The organism is Pseudomonas sp. GW821-FHT10B02, assembly GCF_059415665.1.
In genome coordinates, this window is sequence record NZ_JBWKNR010000015.1 from 162,124 (window position 1) to 187,928 (window position 25,805).

General features: G+C 61.9%; 26 protein-coding genes. 14 read left to right on the forward strand and 12 right to left on the reverse strand.

Annotated features, from left to right (window positions below; all coding sequences use genetic code 11):
- Positions 1-320: 320 nt before the first annotated feature.
- The 5 genes from rluB to AC07OF_RS21980 form a co-directional block, all read right to left on the reverse strand.
- The gene (gene rluB, locus AC07OF_RS21960) at positions 321-1,460 is read right to left on the reverse strand and encodes a 23S rRNA pseudouridine(2605) synthase RluB (RefSeq protein ID WP_157193559.1); all 1,140 of its coding nucleotides are present in this window, start codon (positions 1,458-1,460) and stop codon (positions 321-323) included.
- A 150-nt stretch (positions 1,461-1,610) separates the two neighbouring features.
- Entirely contained in the window at positions 1,611-2,384 is a 774-nt protein-coding gene (gene scpB / locus AC07OF_RS21965) for an SMC-Scp complex subunit ScpB (RefSeq protein WP_157193560.1), read from the reverse strand.
- A gap of 14 nt (positions 2,385-2,398) precedes the next feature.
- A complete protein-coding gene (locus tag AC07OF_RS21970) occupies positions 2,399-3,229 on the reverse strand; it encodes a segregation and condensation protein A (RefSeq protein WP_157193561.1) in 831 nt (276 codons plus the stop codon).
- Entirely contained in the window at positions 3,226-3,855 is a 630-nt protein-coding gene (locus AC07OF_RS21975; protein WP_157193562.1) for an L-threonylcarbamoyladenylate synthase, read from the reverse strand. The genes AC07OF_RS21970 and AC07OF_RS21975 overlap by 4 nt, the downstream gene beginning before the upstream one ends.
- A gap of 13 nt (positions 3,856-3,868) precedes the next feature.
- Positions 3,869-4,732 (reverse strand): PHP domain-containing protein, encoded by an 864-nt coding sequence (locus AC07OF_RS21980; protein WP_157193563.1) that lies wholly within the window; start codon positions 4,730-4,732, stop codon positions 3,869-3,871.
- Between the two features lie 66 nt (positions 4,733-4,798).
- On the opposite strand from AC07OF_RS21980, the gene AC07OF_RS21985 reads away from it, so the two are divergent.
- The 6 genes from AC07OF_RS21985 to AC07OF_RS22010 all read left to right on the forward strand — a co-directional run bounded on the left by AC07OF_RS21985 (position 4,799) and on the right by AC07OF_RS22010 (position 8,824).
- Positions 4,799-5,395 (forward strand): septation protein A, encoded by a 597-nt coding sequence (locus AC07OF_RS21985; protein WP_157193564.1) that lies wholly within the window; start codon positions 4,799-4,801, stop codon positions 5,393-5,395.
- Between the two features lies 1 nt (position 5,396).
- On the forward strand, positions 5,397-5,696 hold the full coding sequence (locus tag AC07OF_RS21990; protein ID WP_038613510.1) for a YciI family protein: 300 nt from the start codon (positions 5,397-5,399) through the stop codon (positions 5,694-5,696).
- Between the two features lie 119 nt (positions 5,697-5,815).
- Complete coding sequence (locus AC07OF_RS21995; protein ID WP_157193565.1) at positions 5,816-6,220, forward strand: SH3 domain-containing protein; 405 nt, start codon at positions 5,816-5,818, stop codon at positions 6,218-6,220.
- Between the two features lie 7 nt (positions 6,221-6,227).
- Positions 6,228-6,905 carry a response regulator transcription factor gene (locus AC07OF_RS22000; protein ID WP_157193566.1) on the forward strand — a complete coding sequence of 226 codons (678 nt, stop codon included), beginning with the start codon at positions 6,228-6,230 and terminating at the stop codon, positions 6,903-6,905.
- A 119-nt stretch (positions 6,906-7,024) separates the two neighbouring features.
- Positions 7,025-7,438 carry a Spy/CpxP family protein refolding chaperone gene (locus tag AC07OF_RS22005; protein WP_157193567.1) on the forward strand — a complete coding sequence of 138 codons (414 nt, stop codon included), beginning with the start codon at positions 7,025-7,027 and terminating at the stop codon, positions 7,436-7,438.
- Positions 7,439-7,504: 66 nt separating this feature from the next.
- Positions 7,505-8,824, forward strand: a complete 1,320-nt coding sequence (locus AC07OF_RS22010; RefSeq protein WP_157193568.1) for a sensor histidine kinase — start codon at positions 7,505-7,507, stop codon at positions 8,822-8,824.
- 84 nt (positions 8,825-8,908) lie between these two features.
- Here AC07OF_RS22010 and AC07OF_RS22015 read toward each other — a convergent pair whose 3' ends face one another.
- The gene (locus tag AC07OF_RS22015; RefSeq protein ID WP_157193569.1) at positions 8,909-9,463 is read right to left on the reverse strand and encodes a nitroreductase family protein; all 555 of its coding nucleotides are present in this window, start codon (positions 9,461-9,463) and stop codon (positions 8,909-8,911) included.
- 100 nt (positions 9,464-9,563) lie between these two features.
- Here AC07OF_RS22015 and AC07OF_RS22020 point away from each other — a divergent pair, with 100 nt between their 5' ends.
- On the forward strand, positions 9,564-11,018 hold the full coding sequence (locus AC07OF_RS22020) for a TrkH family potassium uptake protein (protein WP_157193570.1): 1,455 nt from the start codon (positions 9,564-9,566) through the stop codon (positions 11,016-11,018).
- Here the strand turns inward: AC07OF_RS22020 and AC07OF_RS22025 are convergent.
- Complete coding sequence (locus AC07OF_RS22025; protein WP_157193571.1) at positions 10,975-12,066, reverse strand: AraC family transcriptional regulator; 1,092 nt, start codon at positions 12,064-12,066, stop codon at positions 10,975-10,977. The genes AC07OF_RS22020 and AC07OF_RS22025 overlap by 44 nt on opposite strands.
- A gap of 160 nt (positions 12,067-12,226) precedes the next feature.
- Here AC07OF_RS22025 and AC07OF_RS22030 point away from each other — a divergent pair, with 160 nt between their 5' ends.
- Both AC07OF_RS22030 and AC07OF_RS22035 read left to right on the forward strand, forming a co-directional pair.
- Positions 12,227-12,538, forward strand: coding sequence for an Mpo1-like protein (locus tag AC07OF_RS22030; RefSeq protein ID WP_038613526.1), 312 nt, complete (start codon positions 12,227-12,229; stop codon positions 12,536-12,538).
- Positions 12,539-12,636: 98 nt separating this feature from the next.
- The gene (locus AC07OF_RS22035; protein ID WP_038613528.1) at positions 12,637-13,230 is read left to right on the forward strand and encodes an HD domain-containing protein; all 594 of its coding nucleotides are present in this window, start codon (positions 12,637-12,639) and stop codon (positions 13,228-13,230) included.
- 1 nt (position 13,231) lies between these two features.
- On the opposite strand, the gene AC07OF_RS22040 is transcribed toward AC07OF_RS22035, so the two are convergent.
- Positions 13,232-14,050, reverse strand: a complete 819-nt coding sequence (locus AC07OF_RS22040) for a UDP-2,3-diacylglucosamine diphosphatase (protein WP_157193572.1) — start codon at positions 14,048-14,050, stop codon at positions 13,232-13,234.
- A gap of 137 nt (positions 14,051-14,187) precedes the next feature.
- On the opposite strand from AC07OF_RS22040, the gene AC07OF_RS22045 reads away from it, so the two are divergent.
- Positions 14,188-14,952 (forward strand): helix-turn-helix transcriptional regulator, encoded by a 765-nt coding sequence (locus AC07OF_RS22045; RefSeq protein WP_157193573.1) that lies wholly within the window; start codon positions 14,188-14,190, stop codon positions 14,950-14,952.
- 134 nt (positions 14,953-15,086) lie between these two features.
- Positions 15,087-15,971: a DMT family transporter gene (locus AC07OF_RS22050; RefSeq protein ID WP_157193574.1), complete on the forward strand. Its 885-nt coding sequence runs from the start codon at positions 15,087-15,089 to the stop codon at positions 15,969-15,971.
- Positions 15,972-15,977: 6 nt separating this feature from the next.
- Here AC07OF_RS22050 and AC07OF_RS22055 read toward each other — a convergent pair whose 3' ends face one another.
- Positions 15,978-16,262, reverse strand: coding sequence for an Rdx family protein (locus tag AC07OF_RS22055; RefSeq protein WP_157193575.1), 285 nt, complete (start codon positions 16,260-16,262; stop codon positions 15,978-15,980).
- 69 nt (positions 16,263-16,331) lie between these two features.
- Between AC07OF_RS22055 and AC07OF_RS22060 the strand changes: the two genes are divergently transcribed.
- Positions 16,332-18,521 carry a patatin-like phospholipase family protein gene (locus AC07OF_RS22060; protein ID WP_157193576.1) on the forward strand — a complete coding sequence of 730 codons (2,190 nt, stop codon included), beginning with the start codon at positions 16,332-16,334 and terminating at the stop codon, positions 18,519-18,521.
- A gap of 6 nt (positions 18,522-18,527) precedes the next feature.
- Here AC07OF_RS22060 and AC07OF_RS22065 read toward each other — a convergent pair whose 3' ends face one another.
- Together AC07OF_RS22065 and recQ are read right to left on the reverse strand one after the other, a co-directional pair.
- On the reverse strand, positions 18,528-18,962 hold the full coding sequence (locus AC07OF_RS22065; RefSeq protein ID WP_157193577.1) for a MarR family transcriptional regulator: 435 nt from the start codon (positions 18,960-18,962) through the stop codon (positions 18,528-18,530).
- A gap of 117 nt (positions 18,963-19,079) precedes the next feature.
- On the reverse strand, positions 19,080-21,215 hold the full coding sequence (gene recQ / locus AC07OF_RS22070) for a DNA helicase RecQ (protein ID WP_157193578.1): 2,136 nt from the start codon (positions 21,213-21,215) through the stop codon (positions 19,080-19,082).
- A 245-nt stretch (positions 21,216-21,460) separates the two neighbouring features.
- Between recQ and AC07OF_RS22075 the strand changes: the two genes are divergently transcribed.
- Positions 21,461-22,054 carry a UPF0149 family protein gene (locus tag AC07OF_RS22075; RefSeq protein WP_157193579.1) on the forward strand — a complete coding sequence of 198 codons (594 nt, stop codon included), beginning with the start codon at positions 21,461-21,463 and terminating at the stop codon, positions 22,052-22,054.
- 10 nt (positions 22,055-22,064) lie between these two features.
- A complete protein-coding gene (locus tag AC07OF_RS22080) occupies positions 22,065-22,430 on the forward strand; it encodes a YbaN family protein (RefSeq protein ID WP_157193580.1) in 366 nt (121 codons plus the stop codon).
- Between the two features lie 12 nt (positions 22,431-22,442).
- Here the strand turns inward: AC07OF_RS22080 and AC07OF_RS22085 are convergent.
- A partial coding sequence (locus AC07OF_RS22085) for a cadherin-like domain-containing protein (RefSeq protein WP_495073436.1) occupies positions 22,443-25,805 on the reverse strand: 3,363 nt, incomplete at its 5' end.

Sequence of the window (25,805 nt, forward strand, 5' to 3'; positions counted from 1 at the left end):
GGCGCCTCCATTTGTTCTTATTGAATGCCCGGCTCTCCGGCCCGGCTTTGCACACGGCAATGGCATACATCTCACCGTCCCCAAGGGTTGCGGGCAAGCACTTGACGTGCACGTAAATCGCACTGGGCCGGGCTTTGCGGCAAGTTCTGTTTACAGCGGCGGCAGATCCCGGAAACCACCTTGCCGGGCGGGCGGCTTTGTAACGATTTGTTTACGTGGCGGTGTAAAAACTTTCCAGTGCTTACGGAGACGTCTGTAACACACGGTTTTTACAGACAAAAAAAAAGCCAACCCGAAGGTTGGCTTTTTCGTTCCAGCCCTTAAGGGCGAGGCTTGTTGCGGGTGCTGCCTGGACGCTTGGGCGCTGGCTTGCCACGCTTGTTCATCTCGCTCGGGCGCTCCGCCACGGTGCTGCGACCACGGCCGGTGTCCTTGCGCGGTGCTTCGCCACGAGGCTGGCGAGCTGGACGCTCGGCTTCAGCGCCACGCGGCTGACGGGCTGGGCGCTCGGCCTCACCACCACGCGGTTGACGGGCCGGACGCTCGGCTGCAGCTGCACCGTCCTGAGCCGGACGCAGGGTACGCACGCGCTCACCACGACCCAGCGGACGGGTGGATTTGCGCTGCAGACGCTCCAGTTTGTCCTTGGACTTGTGGTTCAGGACTGGCATCGCCACCGGGGTCAGACCAACTTCAGCCGCGAGAATGTCGACTTCCTGCTGGCTCATTTCGCGCCAGCGCCCCATCGGCAGGTCGGAGTTGAGGAACACCGGACCAAAACGCACGCGCTTCAGGCGGCTGACCACCAGGCCCTGGGATTCCCACAGGCGACGAACTTCACGGTTACGGCCTTCCATCACCACGCAGTGGTACCAGTGGTTGAAGCCTTCGCCACCAGGCGCCTCCTGGATATCGGTGAAACGCGCAGGACCGTCTTCGAGCACGACACCGGCCTTGAGGCGGGCAATCATGTCTTCGTCGACTTCACCACGCACACGCACCGCGTATTCACGGTCCATTTCGTAGGAAGGATGCATCAGACGGTTGGCCAGCTCACCGTCAGTGGTGAACATCAGCAGGCCAGTGGTGTTGATGTCCAGGCGACCGATGTTGATCCAGCGGCCTTCTTTCGGCCGTGGCAGGCGGTCGAACACGGTCGGACGGCCTTCCGGGTCGTCGCGGGTGCAGATTTCGCCATCGGGTTTGTTGTACATGATCACCCGGCGCACGGTCTCGGCGGACTCTTCGCGCTTGATCAGGCGGCCATCGACGGAAATCGCATCATGCAGATCGACGCGCTGACCCAGGGTGGCATCCACGCCGTTGACCTTGATCCGGCCCTGGCTGATCCAGGCCTCGACGTCACGACGCGAACCCACGCCGATACGTGCGAGAACTTTTTGCAGTTTCTCGCCTGATGGCGGCAATGGCTGGGTTTCTTGCAGGTCTTTGTCACTCATGCTGGGCACCTCCCGGTGTAAGTATTGAAAGCTGATTGGGCGAACAAGCGCCAAAAAGGTCGCGAATCATACGCTGATCACGCGCCGAGCGCACCTGAGACTAGTTGAAATTCTCCAGGTCGACGGTTATTTCTGCCCGAAGGCCAAAGCTTACTGCCTTGGCGTTTCGGGCTCCGGATCAAGGGCTTCGGAGTCTTCAGCCGCAGGTTCTTCATCCAGCAGGTCGTCAAAGTCGGTCTTGAGGCCCTCCTCCATGGAGTCGAGCTCGACCAACAGGCTACGGAAGCTGGTTTCTTCCTTGGGTTCCTGCGGCTCGGCGCTTTCATCGGCGAGGGCCTGCAGATGGGCCGGCACCGGGGCATCATCCAGTTCCAGCACCGGCTCCGGTTCCATTTCGCGCAGATCGGCCAGGGCCGGCAGATCATCGAGGTTCTTCAGGTTGAAGTGATCGAGGAAGGCCTTGGTGGTGGCGAACATCGCCGGCTTGCCCGGCACTTCACGGTAGCCAACGATGCGGATCCATTCACGTTCGAGCAGGGTCTTGACGATATTGGTGTTGACCGCCACGCCTCGCACGTCTTCGATTTCACCGCGGGTGATGGGCTGACGGTAGGCGATCAGAGCCATGGTCTCCAGCAGCGCACGGGAGTAACGCTGCGGTCGCTCTTCCCACAAGCGGCCCACCCAGGGGGCATAGTCTTCGCGAATTTGCAGGCGATAGCCCGAGGCCACCTCCTTGAGTTCGAAAGCGCGGCCGTTACAGGACTTGCGCAACACCTCCAGGGCTTTCTTGAACACGGCAGGCTCGGGGCGCTCGGCTTCTTCGAAGAGCTCGAACAGCCGCTCCAGCGATTGCGGTTTTCCCGAGGCCAGCAAAAAGGCTTCAAGCAGGGGCGCCAGGTCGCGCGGATCATTCAGGTTCATGGCGTTGCTCGTTGTCACTCAGCCCGGGCGCGGACGTGGATCGGCGCAAAGGGCTCATTTTGCACCAGTTCGATCAAGGATTCCTTCACCAGTTCAAGAATTGCCATGAAGGTCACCACCACGCCCAGTTTGCCTTCCTCGGCAGTAAACAGCTCGACGAACGGCACAAAGCCGCCACCCTTGAGGCGTTCGAGCACTTCACTCATGCGCTCGCGGGTCGATAACGCCTCACGGCTGATCTGGTGACTTTCGAACAGATCGCCGCGGCGCAGCACCTCGGCCATCGACATCAGCAACTCTTCCAGGCTGACTTCCGGCAACAGTTTGCGCGCCTTGGCCTGGGGCGCATCGAGGCGCGGCACAATAATCTCGCGTCCGACCCGGCTAAGACCGTCAATGCCCTCGGCCGCGGCCTTGAAGCGCTCATACTCCTGCAGGCGGCGAATCAGCTCGGCGCGCGGGTCACCCTCCTCTTCCTCGATCTCGGCCGATCGCGGCAAGAGCATGCGCGACTTGATCTCCGCCAGCATCGCCGCCATCACCAGATACTCGGCCGCCAGCTCCAGGCGCACGGTCTTCATCAGCTCGACATAGCCCATGTACTGACGGGTGATCTCGGCCACGGGGATATCGAGGATGTCGACGTTCTGCTTGCGGATCAGGTAGAGCAACAGGTCCAGCGGCCCCTCGAAGGCTTCGAGGAACACTTCCAGGGCGTCCGGTGGAATGTACAGGTCCACCGGCATTTCGGTCATGGCCTCGCCATAGACAAGCACCAGTGGCAGTTCCTGCTGGGCGCCTGCTTGCGGATCGCTGTTCGGCTCGGTGCTGGATGCCTGGCTCACGCTTCAACCATGAACGGTGCCGGATCACCGCAACCGACGCGGATCACCTCAGGTTCATCGCCACTCAAGTCGACCACGGTGGAGGCCTTGAGGTCGCCGTAGCCGCCGTCGATGATCAGGTCTACCTGCTTCTCCAGGCGTTCGCGAATCTCATAAGGGTCAGTCATCGGCTCTTCATCGCCCGGCAGGATCAGGCTGACGCTCATCAGCGGCTCGCCAAGCTCTTCGAGCAGTGCGAGCAAAATCGGGTTCTGCGGCACACGCAAGCCAATCGTGCGGCGCTTTTCGTGCAGCAGCAGCCGCGGCACTTCGCGGGTGCCGTTGAGAATGAAGGTGTAGGGGCCAGGAATGTGCGCCTTGAGCAGCCGGAAGATCCCCGTATCGATCTTGGCGAACAGGCCCATTTGCGACAGGTCGCAGCAAATCAGCGTGAAGTTGTGGTTCTTGTCCAGTTGTCGCAGGCGACGGACCCGCTCCACGGCGTTTTTGTCACCAATCTGGCAACCCAGCGCGTAGGAGGAATCGGTGGGATAGACCACCACCCCGCCCTTGCGGATGATCTCGACCGCCTGTTTGATCAGGCGCGGTTGCGGGTTTTCCGCATGAATCTGGAAAAATTGACTCACATTCTCTTCCTGGTCAGACGGCCGCGTTTGGCTGCTCATGTTTGAATCGACGCCACAAAGGTGGCAGGTCCTCTGGCAATGGCCGGTAGGCACCGATCTCACCCCAGGTGCCAGGGCCATGGAAGTCACTGCCGGCACTGGCCAGCAGGCCGAATTCACGGGCCAGGATGGACATGGTGCCCACCTGTTCGGCCGGCATCATGCCGTTGACCACTTCCAGCGCCTGGCCGCCTGCTTGAATATAGTCGGCAATCAGCCGGCGGCGCTTGCTGCGTGTTAATTCATAGTGCATCGGGTGCGCCAGGCTGACCCAGGCATTGGATTTGCGCAGGGTTTCCACGGTCTCGTCGAGGGTTGGCCAGTGCAGCTTGACGTCACCCAGCTTGCCGGCGCCCAACCACTTGCGAAAGGCCTCGGCGCGGTCTTTGACGTGGCCTGCACGCACCAGGAACTCGGCAAAATGCGGACGTGCCGGGGCGTTGCCGCTGTCGCCCAGCTCCTGCTGGATGGCCCGTGCGCCCTCCAGCGCGCCCGGCATGCCTTTGGCTGCCAACCGCCGGTCGATTTCTTCAGAGCGCAACCAGCGCCCGCGGTGCAACGACTCGACGGCGTCGAGCAAAGGCGCGGCGTCCAGGGCAAAGTTGTAACCCAATACATGGATGGTCGCGCCGCCCCAGGTGCACGACAACTCGATCCCGCTGACCCACTGCATACCCAGCGCCTGTGCAGCGGCGCGGGCCTCAAGCTGGCCTTCAAGGGTGTCGTGGTCAGTCAGCGAGAGCATCCGCACGCCGTGCTCATGGGCCCGGGCGACCAGTGCCGTCGGCGACAGGGCGCCGTCGGAGGCCGTACTGTGGCAGTGCAGATCAACATTCATAGGTGGCGCTTTCGCTGTCATTGATGTTTGTTATTATGCCGTCACATCCTGCTTCTGGCTGCCACTGTGAAACAATTCATCGATTTCATCCCGCTGCTCCTGTTCTTCATCGTCTTCAAGCTCGATCCTCGTGCCGTCGAATTTGCCGGTCACAGCTTCGAAGTCGGAGGTATCTTCAGCGCCACAGCGATGCTGATCATCAGCTCGGTGGTGGTCTACGGCGCACTGTTCATTCACCAGCGCAAACTGGAAAAAGGCCAATGGTTGACCCTGCTCGCCTGCCTGGTGTTCGGCGGCCTGACCCTGGCCTTCCACAGCGAAACCTTCCTCAAATGGAAGGCGCCGGTGGTCAACTGGCTGTTTGCCCTGGCATTCACCGGTAGCCACTTCATCGGTGACCGGGTGCTGATCAAGCGCATCATGGGCCATGCCATCAGCCTGCCGGAGGCCGTCTGGACCCGTCTGAACGTTGCCTGGATCGCCTTTTTCCTGTTCTGCGGCGCCGCCAACCTGTTCGTCGCCTTCACCTTCCAGGAGATCTGGGTCGACTTCAAGGTGTTCGGCAGCCTGGGCATGACCGTACTGTTCCTGGTGGGCCAGGGTGTCTACCTGTCCCGCCACCTGCACGACAGCGACCCCACCACTCCCAAGCCTGAGGATTGACATGCTCTACGCCATCATCGCTACCGACGTTGCCGAGTCCCTGGAAAAACGCCTGGCCGCCCGCCCGGCGCATATCGAACGCCTGCAGCAACTCAAGGAACAAGGTCGCGTGGTGCTGGCCGGCCCGCACCCGGCCATCGACAGCAATGACCCAGGCGCAGCCGGCTTCACTGGCAGCCTGATCGTCGCCGAGTTCGACTCCCTGGCCGCGGCGCAAACCTGGGCGGATGCCGACCCGTACATTGCCGCTGGCGTGTATGCCAACGTCATCGTCAAGCCGTTCAAGCAAGTCCTGCCGTAAGCCGCTGCACGCGGTGCGCCACGGTGCGCACCGCGCTCGCGCCTTTTACTGACGCTACTGCTCATTATTCTCGTCTGCCAGCCGACAACCTGCTGAATCGACAAGAATCAGGAGTCCCCATGCGTCAAGGTCCGTTGTCCCTGCTGCTGTGCCTGTTGTTGCTGACCCCGCTCGCCCAGGCCGAAGCACCCGGCGCCGCCAGCACCCCGCTGTCACTCAGTGCCGGCAGCCAGATCACCGAGCTGCAGCAGCGCCTGCAGGAAAGCGAGCGCCTGCGCGAAGCGCTGACCCAGCAACTGCACAACGCCGACAGCGAACGCGAAAGCGCCCAGCTCACCCGCCTGCGCCAGGAGAACCAGCGCCTCAAGCTGACGCTCAAGGAACTTCAGGCCAATGCCCCGCAACGGCTGATCACCGACCAGCAACAATGGTTTGTGATTGGTGGTGCAGTTGCCCTCTTGGCGGCACTCTGCGGTATCTTTGCCAGCGGCGGACACAGAAAGCGTCGGCAATGGTTGAATTGAGTGAGTCATGAGCGAGCTGTTACTGATTGATGATGACCAGGAACTCTGCGAGCTGCTCGGCAGCTGGCTGACCCAGGAAGGTTTTGTGGTTCGTGCTTGCCACGACGGCCAGAGCGCGCGCAAGGCCCTGGCCGAGCAGGCCCCGGCGGCGGTAGTACTGGACGTAATGCTGCCCGATGGCAGTGGCCTGGAGCTGCTCAAGCAACTGCGCAGCGAGCATGCCGAGCTGCCGGTGCTGATGCTCTCGGCCCGCGGCGAGCCGCTGGACCGCATTCTTGGTCTTGAACTGGGCGCCGACGACTACCTGGCCAAACCCTGCGACCCGCGCGAGCTTACCGCCCGCCTGCGTGCAGTGCTGCGACGTAGCCACCCCAACGCCACGCCCAGCCAGATCGAAATCGGTGATTTGTGCTTCAGTCCGGCCCGCGGCGTGGTCAGTATCGACGAACATGAACTGACCCTGACCCTCTCCGAAAGCCGCATTCTCGAAGCCCTGCTCAAGCAGCCGGGCGAGCCGCTGGACAAACAGGAGCTGGCGCAGATCGCCCTGGGCCGCAAGCTCACCCTGTATGACCGCAGCCTGGACATGCACGTCAGCAACCTGCGCAAGAAAATCGGTCCGCACCCTGACGGCCGCGCGCGCATCGTTGCCCTGCGCAGCCGCGGCTACTACTACAGCCTGTAATGTCAGCACGGCTCCCGGCCATCTTTACCTAAGCTTTACCCTTGCCTGACCGCCGTTGACCTTGATCTCCCTAAACTGGGCTCATCCGGTAATCACCGGCCCCTGAAAGGAGAGACACCATGCGCAAGACCCTTATCGCCCTGATGTTCGCTGCCGCACTGCCGACCGTCGCCATGGCCATGCCAGAAGGCGGCCCGCGCCACGGCGATCACCACCGCGGTGGAGCGCCTTTCGCCCAGCTGGACCTGAGCCGCGAACAGCGTCAGCAGATCGGCAAACTGATGGGCGAGCAGATGAAGAGCCGCCAGGAAATCACCAAACGCTACCTGGAAAAACTCCCGGCAGCCGATCAGAAAGCCCTGAAAGACGAGCTCAAAGCCAAGAAGGACAAGACCCAGGCCGATATCCGCGCCCTGCTCAAGCCTGATCAGCAGAAGAAATTCGATGAGCTGAAGAAAGAGCAGGAGCAACGCCGCGCCGAATGGGACGAGTTCAAAGCCTGGAAAGCTGAAAAAGCCACCAAGGCTCAGTAAGCTGTCAGCCACCCACCCGGCCTGCCCTTGTGCAGGCCGGGCTTTTTGTCGTTGAAGGAGCCTCCCTTGCGTTCATTGTTCTGGCGCATCCTGGCCAGCTTCTGGCTGGCCATTGCCCTGGTCGCAGGCCTGTCGATCCTGCTCGGGCACATGTTGAACCAGGATGCCTGGATCCTCAGTCGTCACCCGGGCCTCAATACCCTGGCGCAGAAATGGACCCAGCGCTACGAACAGCAAGGGCCGGATTCGGCGCAGCACTTTCTGGAAAGACGCAAACGCCACTACAACATTGACGTACAGGTACTCAACGACAGCGGCGAAGCCGTGGTTCCGGGCACCTTCCCGCGTCGTGCGGCAGCCTTCGAGGCGCGTCGGCACAACGACGACCGACGCCTGCCCTGGCGCCGCCTGACCGAGGAGTACACCAGCCCCGAGAGTGGCGAAACCTACCTGCTGATCTACCGTATTCCGCACCCGGAGCTGGATGCCTGGCACCGCGACAGCCTGCTTTGGCCGTTGAGTGCACTCGGTATTGCCCTGGTGGTACTGACCTTGTTCAGCCTGTTCGTGACGCTCTCCATCACCCGGCCACTGAGCCGCCTGCGTGGTGCGGTGCATGATCTTGGGCAGACCACCTATCAACAGAACAGCCTGGCACGTCTGGCCAACCGCCGCGACGAGTTCGGGGTGCTGGCCAATGACTTCAACCGCATGGGCTCGCGCTTGCAGAGCCTGATCGGCAGCCAGCGCCAGCTGTTGCGCGATGTCTCCCATGAACTGCGTTCGCCGCTGGCCCGCTTGCGCATCGCCCTGGCCCTGGCGGAACGCGCCGAGCCGGAACAGCGCCAGGCGCTGTGGCCGCGCCTGACCCGCGAATGTGACCGCCTGGAGGCGTTGATCAGTGAAATCCTGGTGTTGGCACGGGTCGATGCCGAACAGGCGCGTGCAGAGCCGGTGGACCTCGATGCGGTGCTGCAGTCGGTGCACAAGGATGCCCAGCACAGCGCGCCGGAACAGCAAATTCTGCTGCATCACGAAAGCGGACTGAGCCTGCAAGGCTGGCCAACCCTTATCGAGCGAGCGCTGGACAACCTGCTGCGCAATGCCCTGCGCTTCAATCCACCTGGGCAACCGATCGAAATCACTGCGGTGCGGGACAACGAGCGCATCGTACTTAGCGTGCGCGACCATGGGCCGGGGGTGGCTGAAGAACACCTGGCACAACTGGGCGAACCGTTTTTCCGTGCACCTGGACAGAGCGCGGCAGGCCATGGCCTGGGGCTGGCCATTGCGCGCAAGGCGGCGGAGCGCCATGGTGGGAGTCTGACGCTGGAGAATCACCCGCAGGGCGGGTTTGTTGCCAGGCTGGAGTTGATGAGTGCCTGACCTGGAATCGCATCGCGGGGCAAGCCCGCTCCCACCGGCTCTGCATCGCCCGGTGGGAGCGGGCTTGCCCCGCGATAAAGCCAGTTACCCCCAGGCTGTCACAAAGTCAGCCGTGGCCAGTACCGGCGCCGTACGCGGCTCGTTCAGCGGGGTCCCCAGGTACAGGAAGGCGATGATCTCTTCGTTATCCGCCAGACCCAAGCCCTTGGCCACATGCTTGCTGTATGCCAGATCCCCGGTACGCCAGACCGCACCGATACCCTGGGCATGAGCCGCGAGCAGAATGCCATGCGCGGCACAACCGGCCGCCAGCCGCTGCTCCGAGGCAGGGACCTTGAAGTGATCCTGTAAACGCGCAATCACCACCACCAGCAACGGCGCACGCAATGGCATGGCCCGGGCCTTGTCCAGAGCCGCCTCACTGGTGTCACCTTCAATTTTCACCGCTTCGGCCAGCAGCGCGCCCAGCTTTTCACGCCCCGCCCCTTCAACCGTCAGGAAGCGCCACGGCCGCAACTGGGCATGGTCCGGCGCCCGCAACGCGGCCTGAAACAGAGCCTCGCGCTGTGCGGCATTGGGCGCGGGTTCCACCAGGCGTGGTACGGAAACACGGTTGAGCAATGCGTCGAGAGCCTCCATCGGCTACCCCCTAAAGAGAAATGTGCAGCTATTCTAGCGTTTACTTAAAAAGGTCCATAGGTAGAATGGCGCCCTTCGTTTACGAGTCAGAGCAGATCACATGGCGTTGCCGACCTTAAGGATCATTGGTTTCATCATCGGCATCTTCCTGATCACCCTGGCGATCAGCATGGTCGTGCCGATGGCCACCCTGGTGATCTTCGACCGCACCGGCGACCTGCCGTCGTTTCTCTGGGCCAGCATGATCACCTTTGTCGCCGGCCTGGCCCTGGTTATCCAGGGGCGCCCGGAACATGTGCACCTGCGCCCGCGGGACATGTACCTGCTGACGGTCAGCAGCTGGCTGGTGGTGTGCATCTTCGCGGCCCTGCCGTTTCTGCTGACCCAGCACATCAGCTACACCGACGCCTTCTTCGAAAGCATGTCCGGCATCACTGCGACCGGCGCTACGGTGCTCAGCGGCCTGGACAACATGTCGCCGGGCATCCTGATGTGGCGCTCGTTGCTGCACTGGCTCGGCGGCATCGGCTTTATCGCCATGGCCGTGGCGATTCTGCCACTGCTGCGCATCGGTGGCATGCGCCTGTTCCAGACCGAATCCTCGGACCGCTCCGAAAAAGTCATGCCACGTTCGCACATGGTCGCCAAGTCGATCGTTGCGGTATACGTCGGCTTTACCGCCCTCGGCGGCCTGGCGTTCTGGCTGGCTGGCATGAACGTGTTCGACGCGATCAACCATGCCATGTCGGCAATTTCCACCGGTGGTTTCTCCACCTCCGACCAGTCCCTGGCCAAATGGGACCAGCCTGCGGTGCACTGGGTTGCGGTGGTGGTGATGATCCTTGGCAGTATGCCCTTCGCACTCTACGTGGCCACTCTGCGGGGTAACCGCAAGGCATTGATCAAGGACCAGCAGGTCCAGGGTCTGCTGGCCATGCTGCTGGTCACCTGGCTGGTGCTCGGCACCTGGTACTGGGCCACCACCAAACTGCACTGGCTGGACGCCTTGCGTCACGTAGCGCTGAACGTCACCTCGGTGGTGACCACCACCGGTTTTGCCCTGGGCGACTACAGCCTGTGGGGCAATTTCTCGCTGATGCTGTTCTTCTACCTGGGCTTTGTCGGGGGTTGCTCCGGCTCGACTGCCGGCGGGATCAAGATCTTCCGCTTCCAGGTGGCCTACATCCTGCTCAAGGCCAACCTTAATCAGCTGATTCACCCGCGGGCGGTGATCAAGCAGAAATACAACGGCCACCGTCTGGATGAAGAAATTGTCCGCTCGATTCTGACCTTCTCGTTCTTCTTCGCCATCACCATCTGCATCATCGCCCTGCTACTGTCGTTGCTGGGCGTGGACTGGATGACCGCGTTGACCGGCGCCGCCAGCACGGTCTCCGGCGTCGGCCCGGGTCTGGGTGAAACCATTGGCCCGGCCGGTAACTTCGCCACCCTGCCGGATGCGGCGAAATGGATCCTCGCGGCCGGCATGCTGCTCGGACGCCTGGAGATCATTACGGTGCTGGTGCTGTGTATGCCGGCGTTCTGGCGTCACTGACCGCGGCTTCGTCACCCTCTGCACACGGCGGGGCCACTGCACTGGCCCCCATCCGTGTCCGGTACTCGCCGGGGGTGGCATCGAACCAGCGGCGAAACGCCCGGAAAAAGTTGCTCGGATCGGCAAACCCCAGCAAATACGCAGTTTCCAGCAGGGTCATGCTGGGCTGCGCCAGGTACTGTTCGGCAAGCTCCCGGCGGGTATCGTCGAGCAGGGTCTGAAAACTGGTGCCCTCTTCCTGCAGACGTCGCTGCAAGGTGCGCTGGGAAAGATGCAGGGCCTGAGCCACCGTCTCGCGCTTGGGCTCACCCTGGGGCAACACCCGGCACAGCACCTGGCGGGCACGGTGAGTCACCCGGCTTTCGGAAAAACGCGCCAGGTATTCACCGGCAAAGCGGTCATGCAAGGTGGCCATGGCTTCGTTGGCGGTCGGCAGCGGCGCTTCCATGTCGGCACGTTCGAACACCAGCGCATCGTAGGCAGCGCCAAACACCAACGGCGCATGAAAGGCGGTTTTATAGGGCGTCACATCCATTGGCTGCGGCCCCTGGATCAATACCCGCCGTGGTTGTATCACCCGCCCGCTGAGCCAGCTGCACAACGACAATGCACACGCCAGCGAGGCTTCGGCGCTGTGCCGGGTGGGCGGCAGATGGTCGCCATGAACGGTGAGGATCAACGCGTAACCGTCCGGCTCCAGACGGAAACTCAGATCGGAGCTTTCGGCAATGATGCGCTGGTAGCGCACCAGGCGCTCGAACCCTTCGGCCAGGGTGCGGCTCGACATCAAGGCGTATCCGACCACGTGGAATGACGCCGGACGGACCACCCGGGCCATGTTCAGGCCAATGGCCTGGTTGCCGGAAAGATCGACTGCCAATTGCCACAGACGGGTCATGGAGTCTTGGGTAAAGCGTGCGTCGGGGTCGTCCAGCGCGGCGAAATCCAGGCCGAGTTGTTTGAACATGGCACGGCAATCCAGCCCTTCCAGCTCGAGTGCCTTGACGATCCCTGATGCCCAGCTTGCTGACGTGGTTCTCTCGCTCATGGCTGGCTTCTTATGTTCGAACTGACCGCTCCTGCGGCGAACTCAAAGGATACTCAATTGGCGCTTATTGTCACTGTCTGACAATTTAACTCACTCTAGACTCAGTTCAGGCTCCACGCCGTCTATCTTCATCAGTATCGAGCGCTTCAGGAGCTGGGTCGTGAACAGAGATCAGCCATTTCGCAGTTTTTCCGAGTTCTATCCGTACTACCTGCAAGAGCACAGCAACCCGACGTGCCGGCGCCTGCACTTCGTCGGTACCACCCTGGTCATCGCCCTGCTCGCCTACACCCTGGGCAGTGGCAAGTGGGCGGTATTGTTGGCGCTGCCGTTTGCCGGCTACGGATTTGCCTGGGTCGGCCATTTCTTTTACGAGAAAAACCGCCCCGCCACCTTCAAACACCCGCTCTACAGCCTCATTGGTGATTTCGCCATGTACCGCGATATGTTGCGCGGCAAAATAACGTTCTGATTTCGGCCCACAAGGCCAGAAACGCGTCCTCAGCGGCCACTGCCCCGACAGACGGTAACGGTAGAGTGGGTTGCACAGCCCCTACACCCGGAACGCCGATGAATCAGCAGGCCCGCTTCACCCACATGCAGGATGGCACCCAGCAGGACTGGGCGATCATCGCCAGTGATTTTCGGGCCTACGCCAGCCAGCTTGCCGAGCGGATCCTTGCTCACCTGCGCCTGCTCGATGGCGATTTCGGCGGTTTCCCCATCGATCGTCTCAGCCATTCGCTGCAAACCGCCACCCGCGCCTGGCGCGACGGACGTGACGAGGAATACGTGATCTGCGCCCTGCTTCACGATATCGGCGACACCCTGGGCAGCTACAACCACGCCGATATCGCTGCCGCCATCCTCAAGCCTTTCGTCAGCCCGGAAAACCTGTGGATGGTGGAAAAGCATGGTGTGTTCCAGGGCTACTACTTCTTCCACCACCTGGGCATGGACCGGCACCTGCGCGAGCAATTCCAGGCGCATCCGCAGTATCAGCAGACCATCGAATTCTGTGCCCGCTACGATGCCGCTGCCTTCGACCCCGGCTACGACAGCCTGCCGCTGAGCTTTTTCGAGCCCATGCTCAAGCGTTTGTTCGCCCAGCCGCGCCAGTCGATCTACAAGGCCGCGTTGCAATCGTTGAGCGCGGACGCCTGAGTCAACGCGGCTCGAGCCATTGCACATCGGCCAGACGCTGCGCTTCGCGCGCCTGAGCGTCGGCCAGGCGGTACAGCTCGATGCTGCCGTCCCAATGCTCGATCAACGCCGTGCACGACTCGACCCAGTCACCACAGTTCAAATAGTCGACTTCGCCGACCTTGCGGATTTCGGCATGGTGAATGTGCCCGCAGACCACACCATGAAAGCCGCGCTTGACGCACTCATGGGCAATCGCCTCTTCGAAATCACTGATAAAGCTGACTGCGGTCTTGACCTTGTGCTTGAGGTACGCCGACAACGACCAGTAGCCATAGCCATAACGGGCGCGCCAATGGTTGAGCCAGCGGTTGAGGGTCAGGGTGAATTCGTAGGCGGAATCGCCGAGAAAAGCCAGCCAGCGGTGGTAACGGGTGATCACATCGAACTGGTCGCCGTGAATCACCAGCAGGCGCCGGCCATCGGCGGTCAGGTGCTCGGCCTGATCGACCAGGCGGATATTGCCCAGTACCAGCTTGGAGTAACGCCGCAGGAATTCGTCGTGATTGCCGGTGACGTAGATCACCTCGGTGCCGCGCTTGCTCATGGTCAGCAAGCGGCGGATAACGTTGGTGTGCGCCTGCGGCCAGTACATGCCGCTGCGCAGCTTCCAGCCATCGATGATGTCGCCGACCAGGTAGATCTGATCGGCCTGATAGCCCTTGAGGAACTGCGACAAGTGCTCGGCCTGGCAATCGCGCGTTCCCAGGTGCACGTCTGAAATCCATAAGGTGCGCACACGTTGCTTACGCGAGGGTTTGACTAGCTCGGCATGGCTCATGGACTGGCTCCGGGGCAGTTTTGCCGAGCGTGCCAGCGGGCAATGAAACCAACGTGACGAAAACACGTCGATCTGATGACCCCCCCGGCGCCTTGCCTGACCCTGTACACTGCGGCCACTGCCTGGAGGACACGGCAATGAGCAGCGGCTCGATTCTCTCCCTGCGTCACTACACACACGACCTGATCGCCCACAGCCATGAGCATTCGCAACTGGTGTTCGGCTTGCGCGGGCAACTGGACTTCGAACTTGACGGTCGCGGCGCACGGATCGAGCGTCAGGGTTTGATCGTGGTGCCGGGTGGTGCCCACCATACCTGCGGCAGTGCCACTGGCAGCCATTGCCTGGTCTTTGATGTACCGGGTGACGCCTGGCTCGAACGCAGCCTGGGCGAACAGGCCGCAGCCAGCCAGCGGCTGCTGGAGCACTGCGGGTCGCTGATGCTGAACAACCACCAGCAGCAACTGGTCGACTGGCTGGCGGCCGGCCCGGTGAACAACCCGCTGATAGCCCAACAGGGCGCAGTGTTGCTGCTGGCCAGCCTGAGCAACACACCAGCCCCGGTCACCGTACAGCAGCAACTGCCCTTTGCCAGCTTCGACGCCTACATCGAGCAAAACGCCGCTTACCCGTTGCAGGTTGCCGACCTGGCCCGTCTGGCCGGGCTTTCCAGTGCTCGCTTGCATGCGCGCTTCATCGCCGAAGCGTCGATGACGCCCATGGACTACATCCGGCAACGCCGACTGCTCAAAGCACGCACGTTGCTGGCCGAGACGGACCTGGCCATCGGCGAAATCGCCAGCCGGGTCGGCTACAGCTCGCAGAGCGCCTTCTCCGCCGCCATGCTCAAAACGTTTGGCCGCGCACCTCGGGCACTGCGCCGCGAGTCTGGCGACAACTGACGCGAGGAACGCGACAGACACCGAGGGCATTGTCCTCTTACACTTTTATCGCGGGGCAAGCCCGCTCCCACCGGCCTTACATCGGCCTGTGGGAGCGGGCTTGCCCCGCGATATCATTGTCTCAAGGGATCACCATGAACCATCGCACCGCCCTCGGCGCCTTGCATATCGGCGCACTGTTCTTCGGCCTGACTGGCGTCTTCGGCAAACTGGCCCAGGCGGCACCGTCGATCATCGTTTTCGGCCGCGCGGTCTTCGCCGTACTGGCGCTCGGCCTGTTTGCCCGTTTTGCGCAGAAAGCCTGGCAACCGCTGCAAGCTCAGGACTGGCGGCGTCTGCTGTTGGGCGGTGTGTTGCTGGCCGGGCACTGGGTGAGCTTTTTCATTGCCGTCAAAGTCGCCGGCGTGGCGATTGCCACCCTGGGCTTTGCCAGCTTTCCGGCCTTCACCGTAATCCTTGAAGGCCTGTTGTTTCGTGAGCGGGTTCGCACCAATGAAATCATCCTGGTGCTGCTGGTAAGCATCGGCCTGGTGCTGGTCACCCCCGACTTCGACCTGGCCAGCCAGGCCACCGGTGGCCTGCTCTGGTCCTTGCTGTCAGGCTTGCTGTTTTCGTTGTTGTCCTTGACCAACCGGGCGTCCAGCGCCCGCATTCCGGCCGTGCAGGCGGCGTTGTGCCAGAACGCGGTGGTCGCTTTGTGCCTGTTACCGGCCGCTGCGCCGGCACTGACCGAAGTCGCGGCAATGGACTGGCTGTGGATCGGCTTGCTCGGCGTGTTCTGCACCGGCGTTGCCCACAGCCTTTTCGTCGCCAGCCTGGCAGTGATCAAAGCGCGTACTGCGGCGGTGGTGTTCGCTCTGGAGCCGGTCTACGGTATCGCCCTGGCCTGGTTGATCTTCGCCGAAGCACCAACCCCGCGCATGCTCTTCGGTGGCGCACTGATCATCCTCGCCATCGTCATCTCCAGTCGCCTGGCCGCCAGCAACCAGGTCAGCAAGGCGGCTACCGCCGAAGGCTGATGCCGATCACGGGCGGTCGTTGTGACCCAGGTCGCGCTGCGGATCGATCTGGTCGCGTACGCGCTGCTTGAGCACCTTGGCTTCAGGGAAGCCGCCGTCGGCCTTGCGCTCCCAGATCTGCACACCATCGCAAGTGATGCGGAAGTTACCGCCTGTGGCGGGCTCAAGGGCCACCCGGGCGAGGTCGTCGCTGAATGTGCTGAGCAGTTCCTGGGCCAGCCAGGCGGCACGCAGCAACCACTGGCACTGGGTGCAATAGGTAATGACAACTTCGGCTTTATGGGCATTCATGGGTGACAGACTCCTGACAGGCGGGGGCGCTTATACTAGCGGTCTTTAGCCTTAGCTCCGAGAGCCAAGATGCACCGTTTGCTGTTGAGTCTGTTGCTGATCGTCGTTTCCTTCCCGCTCCTGGCCGCCGAGCCACCACGACCGAAAATCGGCCTGGTGCTGTCTGGCGGTGCCGCCCGTGGCCTGGCCCATATCGGCGTACTCAAAGCCCTGGAAGAGCAAGGCATCAAGGTCGATGCCATTGCCGGCACCAGCATGGGTGCGGTGATTGGTGGCCTGTATGCCTCCGGCTACAAGGTCGACGAGCTGGAAAAACTCGCCCTGGGCATCGACTGGCAACAGGCACTCTCCGATGCGCCACCGCGCAAGGACGTGCCGTTCCGACGCAAGCAGGACGACCGCGACTTCCTGGTCAAACAGAAGCTCAGTTTCCGCGACGACGGCAGCCTCGGCTTGCCGCTGGGGGTGATCCAGGGGCAGAACCTGGCCCTGTTGCTGGAAAGCCTGTTGGCTCACACCAGCGATACCCGCGACTTCGACAAGCTGCCGATCCCGTTCCGCGCGGTGGCCACCGACATCGCCAGTGGCGAGAAAGTCGTGTTCCGCCGCGGTCACCTGCCCCAGGTGATTCGCGCCAGCATGTCGATTCCCGCCGTATTCGCCCCGGTCGATCTGGATGGCCGGCTGCTGGTCGATGGCGGTATGGTCGACAACATCCCCCTCGATGTCGCCCGCGAGATGGGTGTGGATGTAGCGATTGTGGTCGACATTGGCTCACCGCTGCGTGATCGCAAGCAGCTGGCAACCGTGGTCGATGTACTCAACCAGTCGATCACCCTGATGACCCGACGCAACTCCGAGGAGCAACTGGCCCAACTGCACCGCGACGACATCCTGATCCAGCCGCCGCTGGCCAGTTTCGGCGTCACCGATTTTGGCCGTGCCGAGGAAATGATCGATGCCGGCTACCGCGCCGCCCGTGCCCTGGACCCGCGCCTGGCTGCACTCAAACGCCCCGACGGCAGCGATGCCGAACTGAATGTCGCGCGCTCGCCGAGCCAGCGCACGCCGGTCATTACTGCCATCAGGATCGAGAACGACTCGAAGGTCAGCGACGACGTGATCCGCTTCTACATTCGCCAGCCGATCGGCGAACCCCTGGAGCTGGGGCGCCTGCAGACCGACATGGGTACCCTGTACGGCCTGGACTACTTCGACCGGGTTCAATACCGGGTGGTGCACAAGGGCAGCGACAACACCCTGGTGATCAACGCGCGCGGTCGCCGTGGTGGCACCGACTACCTGCGCCTGGGCCTGAACCTGTCGGATGACATGCGCGGCGACAGCGCCTTCAACATTGGCGCCAGCTATCGGGTCAACGGTATCAACGAACTGGGTGGCGAGTGGCTGACCCGAGCACAGATCGGCGATCAGCAAGAGCTGTACAGCGAGTTCTATCAACCGCTGGATGCCGGCTCACGCTACTTCATCGCGCCTTACCTGGACCTCGGTTCGCAGAACATCGAGTCCACGCTGGACGACGACCCGATTGCCGAATACCGCCTGGAACGTTACGGCTTCGGCCTGAACCTGGGGCGCCAGATCGGCAACAGCGGCGAAGTACGCTTCGGGGTCGGCCAGGCCTGGGGCAATGCCGAAGTGCGCATTGGCGATCAGGATCTGCCGCACTTCAGTTTCAACGAAGGTTTCTATGAGCTGAAGTATTCGTTCGACACCCTGGACAACGTCTACTTCCCGCACAGCGGTGAAGACATCAGCCTGACCCTGCGCCAGTTCGAACCGGACCTGGGCTCCGACCAGCGCTACCGGCAGTGGAACTTCAAGCTGGACAAAGCCTTGAGCAGCGGCGCCAATACCTGGGTACTGGGCACCCAGTACGGCCGGACCCTGGATGACGCCGAAGTGGTGACCTCAAGCTTCGTGCTCGGTGGCGCCCGCCAGCTGTCAGGCTTTCGCCAGGACTCGGTGTCCGGGCAGAACATGAGCCTGATGCGCATGGTCTACTACCGCCGGCTGACACCACGCGCCTACCTGCCGCTGGACTTCCCGCTGTACGTGGGTGGCTCGCTGGAGCGCGGACGGGCCTGGAACAATGACAACGAATTCGACAGCGGCTACATCAATGCCGCCAGTGTTTTCGTCGGTTTCGAGACGCCACTGGGCCCGCTGAACTTCAGTTACGGGGCCAACAGTGAAAATCAGAAGGCGTTGTACCTGAACCTGGGTCACACCTTCTGAGGCAGGTCAGGACTTTTCCAGGTTGGCCAGGATGCGCGCGTGGACCTTCATGCACACGCGCAATTCCTCTTCGTCGACACCGCTGAAGAGTTCGACGCGCAAGGCATTGGCAATGGTTTCGATCTGCTCGATCAAGGGTTTGGCCGGAGGGCAGAGGAGGATCTTTTTTGCCCGCCGGTCTTCCACTACGGCCTGACGCCGCACCAGCCCCTGGGACTCGAGGCTGTCGAGCAAACGCGCCAGGGTCGGCCCCTCGACACCCACACTCTGGGCCAGTTCGCGCTGGGTCGGCGCCTCGTCGAATCGGGCCAGGTGCAGCAACACCAGCCAGCGGGCCTGGGACAGGTTGAGGCCGGCCAGGCGGCGGTCCAGTTCGGCACGCCAGCCCCGCGACATCTGGGCCAGCTGCATTCCGAAGCGGTGGTGATCGGTCAACGGCATAGAAAACTCATCATCAGAACTAATTATTAGTCAGCTAACCATGCTCCTGCGCAACAGGCAAGGCTCCTCACGGTTCAATCTGTCTGACAATCGTTATAAAAGATGACAAAACACCGTTTACATCTCGAATTCAGCGGCTAACGCCGCTCGAACGCAGTATAGAACCCCTTCCGGTACACGGGCACCGAACTGCTCGGCAATCGCCGATACCGGGGGTAATTCGCCCTCGCCATCAAGGAAGGCATCCTGCACTTCGGCGAGCAGGTCTTCCGGCAGGTCCAAAGCCTGCTCCAGCGACAGCTGCTGACGGCCAATGGCTTCGGCGAGCATGCTGTAGACGTTCTTTTCACTGCAGTTCAACTGCCCGGCGATTTGCGCCGGGGTCATACCGGCACGGGCCAGGCTGGTGAGCTCGTGGCGCAGGTCGGCAACCTGCGGTGGCGCCTCGGCAGCACCACCCAGTACGTCGAGGAACGCCGCGCCGTAGCGCTCCAGCTTGCGCGCTCCGACGCCACTGACCTGGGCCATTTCGCTGAGGCTGCCCGGCTGGCTGCGCAGCATCTCCAGCAAGGTCGAATCGGGGAAGATGACGTAAGGTGGCACGCCATGCTCCTCGGCCAGCTTACGCCGCAACGCACGCAGCGCTTCCCATTGTTCGCGCTCCTCGCCACGCACCAGCTGACTGGCCGGGCTGCCGCCGCTGCCGCTGCTTTTGCTGCTGGTCTGCGGCTTGAGGTCGCGGCGCAATTCCAGGCTCACTTCGCCGCGCAACAAGGGTCGGCAACTGTCGGACAGGCGCAGGCCGCCGTAACCTTCCAGGTCGATATCGGCCAGGCCGCGGGCGACCAGCTGGCGGAACAACGAGCGCCACTCGCCCTCGGAGCGGGCCTTGCCGACGCCGTACACGGCCAGTTTCTCATGACCGAAGTTGCGGATTTTCTCGTTGTCGCGCCCCAGCAATACATCCACCAGGTGGCCGACACCGTAACGCTGGCCGGTGCGGTACACCGCCGACAGGGCCTGGCGTGCCGGTTCGGTGGCGTCCCAGGTCTGCACGCCATCGATGCAGTTGTCGCAATGCCCGCAAGGCTGTGGCAGCTCTTCATCGAAGTAGTTGAGCAGGATCTGACGGCGGCAGCGGGTTTCTTCACAGAGCGCGAGCATGGCGTCGAGCTTGTGTTGCTCGATGCGCTTGTGGCGCTCATCACCCTCGGAGTTCTGCAGCATCTGCTTGAGCATCACCATGTCCTGCAGCCCGTAGGCCATCCAGGCATCGGCTGGCAGGCCATCGCGGCCGGCGCGGCCGGTTTCCTGGTAGTAGGCTTCCAGCGACTTGGGCAGGTCCAGGTGGGCAACGAAGCGCACGTTGGGTTTATCGATGCCCATGCCGAAGGCGATGGTGGCGACCATGATCAGGCCTTCCTCATTGAGGAAGCGGCGCTGGTTCGACGCGCGGGTCTCGGCAGGCAGGCCGGCGTGATACGGCAGCGCCGGGAAACCCTGGTCACACAGGTAGGCCGCAACATCATCGACTTTCTTGCGGGACAGGCAATAGACAATACCGGCGTTGCCGCGACGCTCAGTGAGGAACGCCAGCAACTGCTTGCGCGGCTGCTCCTTGGGCACGATGCGGTAGAAGATGTTCGGCCGGTCGAAGCTCGACAGGAAACGCTCGGCATTCTGCAGGTGCAGGCGCGTGACGATTTCTTCGCGGGTACGCATGTCCGCGGTGGCGGTCAGGGCAATACGTGGCACCTGCGGAAACAGCTCGGCCAGCTGCCCCAGTTGCAGGTACTCGGGACGGAAGTCGTGACCCCATTGCGATACACAGTGGGCTTCGTCGATCGCGAACAGGGCGATGTCCAGGGTACGCAGGAAATCCAGCATGCGCGGCTGCACCAGACGTTCCGGTGCCAGGTAGAGCATCTTCACTTCGCCACGGCGAATGCGCCCGGCAAGCTCACGCTGCTGCTCAGCGCTCAGGGTCGAGTTCAGCGAGGCGGCGGCCACACCCAGTTCATCGAGGGTTGCCACCTGGTCTTCCATCAGCGCGATCAGCGGTGACACCACCACCGCCAGGCCCGGGCGCAACAGTGCCGGGACCTGGAAGCACAGGGACTTGCCGCCCCCGGTGGGCATCAGTACCAGCGCATCGCCACCCTTGGCCACGCACTCGATGATCGCCCCCTGGCGTCCCCGAAAGCTGTCGTAGCCGAAGATGTCCTTGAGGACGCGCTGAGCCTGTTCGAGCATAAAAACTCCATAAATCGCAGAACCATCCTGGCCACAGGCTGGATGAAAACCTTCCCCGCCACACCTGAAAATGCGTAAGCGGCTTTTACCTGACCTGCCGTTTCAGCATGGCCAGATACAAAAGCCGGGCATTATACCCGAGCGTCGCCTCGCACAGGGCGCTCTGCGATAGGCGTCATCTTTGCCTCGCAAGCGCCGCAAGATGCTAGAATTCGATCATCGTTTATTCCCAAGGTAGCCCTGTAATGTCCTTCGCCGAGCAATTGAACCGCCTGCAAGCCTTCCTCGACGCCGACGAGCTGCACGAAGAAGCGCTGGACTACGTTGCCGCCCACGGCTACCTGACTGCATTGTCGATTGGTACCGAGGTGGTTCCCGAGCGCGAATGGATCGACGCGCTGTTCGCCGAAGAGCCGCATTACAAGGACGCCGCCCAGCGTGAAGAGATCGAAGCCACGCTGATCCAGCTCAAGGCGCACATCGCCCGTCAGCTGGCCAGCGACGATGAATTCGAACTGCCATGCGACCTGGACCTGGGTGATGAGCCGGACGATTCCGACCTGCGCGGCTGGTGCATCGGCTTCATGGAAGGCGTGTTCATGCGCGAAGAAGCCTGGTTCGAAACCGCCGAGGAAGAAGTCAGCGAGATGCTGCTGCCGATCATGGTCGGTTCCGGCCTGTTCGACGAACAGCCTGAATTCGCCGACATCGCCAGCGACGCCAACCTGATGGACGACATGATCGTGCAGATTCCAGAGGCGCTGACCGCGCTGTACCTGCTGCAGCATGCGCCTGACGAAAAACCTGCACCTGCATTGCTCAAGCCACGCCACCACTGAGTCGGCGTCAATGCGCTACCTGCTGCTGGCCACCGGCTGGCTCAGCGTCGCGCTGGGAGTGATCGGCATCTTCCTGCCGGTGTTGCCGACCACTCCTTTTCTGCTTCTGGCAGCGGCCTGTTTTGCCCGCAGCTCTCCGCGCTTTCACCATTGGCTGGTCAATCACCCGCAGCTTGGGCCGTGGATTCGCGACTACCTCAGTGGCGAAGGCATCCCGCTCAAAGGCAAGGTCTATGCGATCGCCTTGATGTGGCTGAGCATTGGCCTGTCCTGCTACCTGGTGCCGTTGATCTGGGCGCGCGGGTTCATGCTGACCAGTGCGGTACTGGTCAGCATTTACATCCTGCGACAGAAGACCCTGCGTCGACCGTCCTGATACGCCTTGCCGTTACACCGTATCCACCTTCAACGAATGGTCATTGAGCATCCCGTTGATGATGGTCGCGGTATCCTGACCGGCGGCAATCACACCGCCCGCTCCCGCCGTCACCCCATAGTGCTGAGCCAGGTTGACCCCCGCCAGGTCAATGATCTGGGTCGGCGCAGCCCCCGCCACCGCACTCACCTCGATGGTCGATACCACCCCGGCGCCACTGCCGGTGACCTTGAAGTGCAGATAATCATCCAGTGACGCCGAAGTTGCGTTTTCTCCCTGGAGCAACTGCGACAGGTCGAGCCGATCTGTACCCGGGGTGAAATCGGTGACGACATCACGCCCGCTATTACCCTGTTGCCAGAGGAAAATATCGTTACCATCGCCGCCCGTGAGGGTGTTGTTCCCCGACCCGCCGATCAGCACATCGTTACCGCCTCCCCCGTTCAACGCATCGTTGCCCAGGCCACCTCTGAGCAGGTTGGCATTGCCATCGCCGGTCAAGCTGTCGTTGTAGTCCGAACCGATCAGGTTCTCGATACCGTTCAAGGTATCGGTCCCCGCCCCGCCGGTATTCTGCGCGGCAAGGTTCGCCAGGCTTACGGTCACTCCGCTACTGGCACCGGCGTAACTGGCGGTATCAATACCGGCGCCACCGTTGAGCTGGTCGTTGCCACTGCCTCCGATCAGCAAGTCATTGCCGTCACCGGCGTTGAGGATGTCGTTACCGTCGCCACCGATCAGCACATCATTGCCGGCGCCGGCATTGAGGGTGTCGCCGCCCGCCCCGCCGAGCAAGGTGTCATGACCATCGGTCCCTGTCAGGACACTGCCTTGCTGGTAAGTGATATCGACATTGCCAGTGCCGGTACCGCCATGCCCATCACTGACCGTGTAGGTGCCGTTGTAGGTTTCGTACTGGGCATTGGCGTAGTCGACGGTCATGGTCAAGGCATATCTTTCCAGGCCGTCGGGGTTGCCCCCGGCAAGATTGAGCAGGTTGACCACATGGATGCTGTACACCCCGTCATGGCTGGCGGTAAAGCTACTGCCATCGGCAACGGTCTGGTAAATGCCATTCTCATCCTTCCACTCCATCAGGATGTTGCCGGCCGGCCGGTCGTGATCGAGCTTGAGTGACTCGCCTTTTTTCAGGGTGACGGTCAGCACGTCCTCGGCATTGGCACCACTGGAGAGCGTGCCCAGATAACCATTGATCAGCAGCGCTGCCGTGGTGGTGTTCGACGCGGTGCGGAACGAACTGCGCGGCAAGTCCTTCAACTGGTTGGCCAGGTTACTGCTCGTTCCCGAGAAAGTGACCGTAGGCGTGCCACTACCCACCGTGAACCCCGCCCCCTTGGCCGCCCAATTGGTCGTGAAACTAATCGGCGATGCGCTGAGCAAATCGTTGTTGGCATCGCTGTCGTTGGCCAGCAGCGCTTCAGCCGGCACAGTGATGGTGCTGGAGAGGATGTTGGTGATGATATGGTCAGCGCCGACCACTGGCGCGGCGTTGGTGTAGACATTGACCACCAGGTTGGCGCTGCTCAGGTCGCCATCGTTGTCACTGGCAGTGAAGCCGAAATTCTCCGTCACGGTAGTACCGGTGTCTTTCGGCGGGGTATAGGTGAACTCGCCAGTATCCATGTCCACCAGCAAGGTACCGCCCTTGATGGTTTTGATGTTGAAGGTATTGGTTGCCGTGTCGAAGGAGCCGCGATCGACGCCACTGGCGCTGTAGCTGCCCTGGCCTTGCGGGTTATAGGTATAGGTCGTCCCGTCGACCAGCAATGCTTTGATAAAGCCGCCATCGGCGCCGAACGTGCCGCCGCTCATCAGGCTGCCGGTAATCGGCGCACCTTGCACCGTACCGGACAACACCTGATTCAACGCATTCAGGTCGGTAACCACCACAGCGTTGGTATTGGTATGCGTGCTGCCGTCATACGCCAGCGGGTTGAGATTGCTGGCGTTGACGCCGTCACCCAGGCCAATGGCGTAGGACTTGATCCCGTTGCTGTCGAGGAAGGACTTCCAGGCAGTCTCGTCGTCGGTACCGATGCCTTGTGAGGACGAGGACGGGTTGCCGTCGGAGAAGAAGTAGCCGATGTTCTGCGCACCGGTCAAACTGCCAGCATTGGCGAAGGCCGACTTCGCCTCGGCCACCGCATTATCGTAGTTGGTGCCACCACCTGCCGACAGGCCGGCAACGATCTGCTTGGCCTGGGCGACCGATACCCAGACTTCGGATTGTTCAGATGCTGAGGAACTGAAGGTGACGATCTGGACTTTGACGTCGCCCATTTCGTCATACTTGTCCAGCAAAGCGCTGATGGCATCCTTGGCCAGCTGCAGACGGGTCTTGCCCTCGACACCGGACTGATCGTTCATGCTGCCGGATACGTCGACGATCAGCAGCAGGTTGGAATCGACCTGCCCCGGCGTCACCGAACGCTCGGCCCCCACCACCGCGGCTACATCGTCAACGATGTTTACATCCAGGGTTGCCTGGGCAGTGCTGCCGTCTTTATCGGTTGCCGTGACAGTGATGGGCTCGTTGAGGTTGTTGATGCCATTGGCATTCGCATGGTTTTCGCTGTCCAGCAAGGTGTAGGTGTAACTGACCACGCCGGTACTGGCGTTGTACCCGGTGATGGTCAACGAATTGCCCAAGGGCGTCGTACCCGTTTGCGGGAAGACGGCAACATTGCCGCCGCTGACCACGGTAATGCCGCCAACAGTCAGGGTTTGCAGACCATCCGCGGCAGTCACGGTGAAGCTGCCCGTGTGGGTTAACGCTGGCGAATCCGGGCTGCTGCCGTCGCTGAGGTTTTTTTCGTAGACGGTCAGTTCGCCACCGTTGACGCTCAGACCATCGATGACCACCGGGTGGTCCACGCTGCTGACATCAATCTTCAACGTCGCGGTGCTGCTGTCGCCGTCGGCGTCCTTGAGGGTGTAAGTGAAGTTTTCGACACCCGTACCGCCGCCTTTCAGGTTGATGAAATCCGGGTCCTGGGCGTTCAGGGTGTAGGTGTAGCTGCCGTCGGCGGCCAGGACCAACGTGCCGTAAGTACCAGTGATGGTTTGTGGAGTGATGGGACCGCTGACGATGCGGTCGGCGCCTTGCACATCGTTGCTCAGCACGTTGCCGGTCAGGGTCAACTGCGTTTCCGTGGCGGTAGTGGTGTTGCTGTCGTCGTACGCCTTGGGCGCGTCGTCGACGATATTGATGTCGATGGTGGCGCTGCCGGTGCTGCCATCGGTATCGGTCGCGACCACCTCGATTTGCTCGACCAGGGTGTTGCCGCTGGTGTGGCTTTCATTGTCCAGCAAGGTGAACGTGCCGACGATTACCCCGGTGCTCGGGTCGTAGCT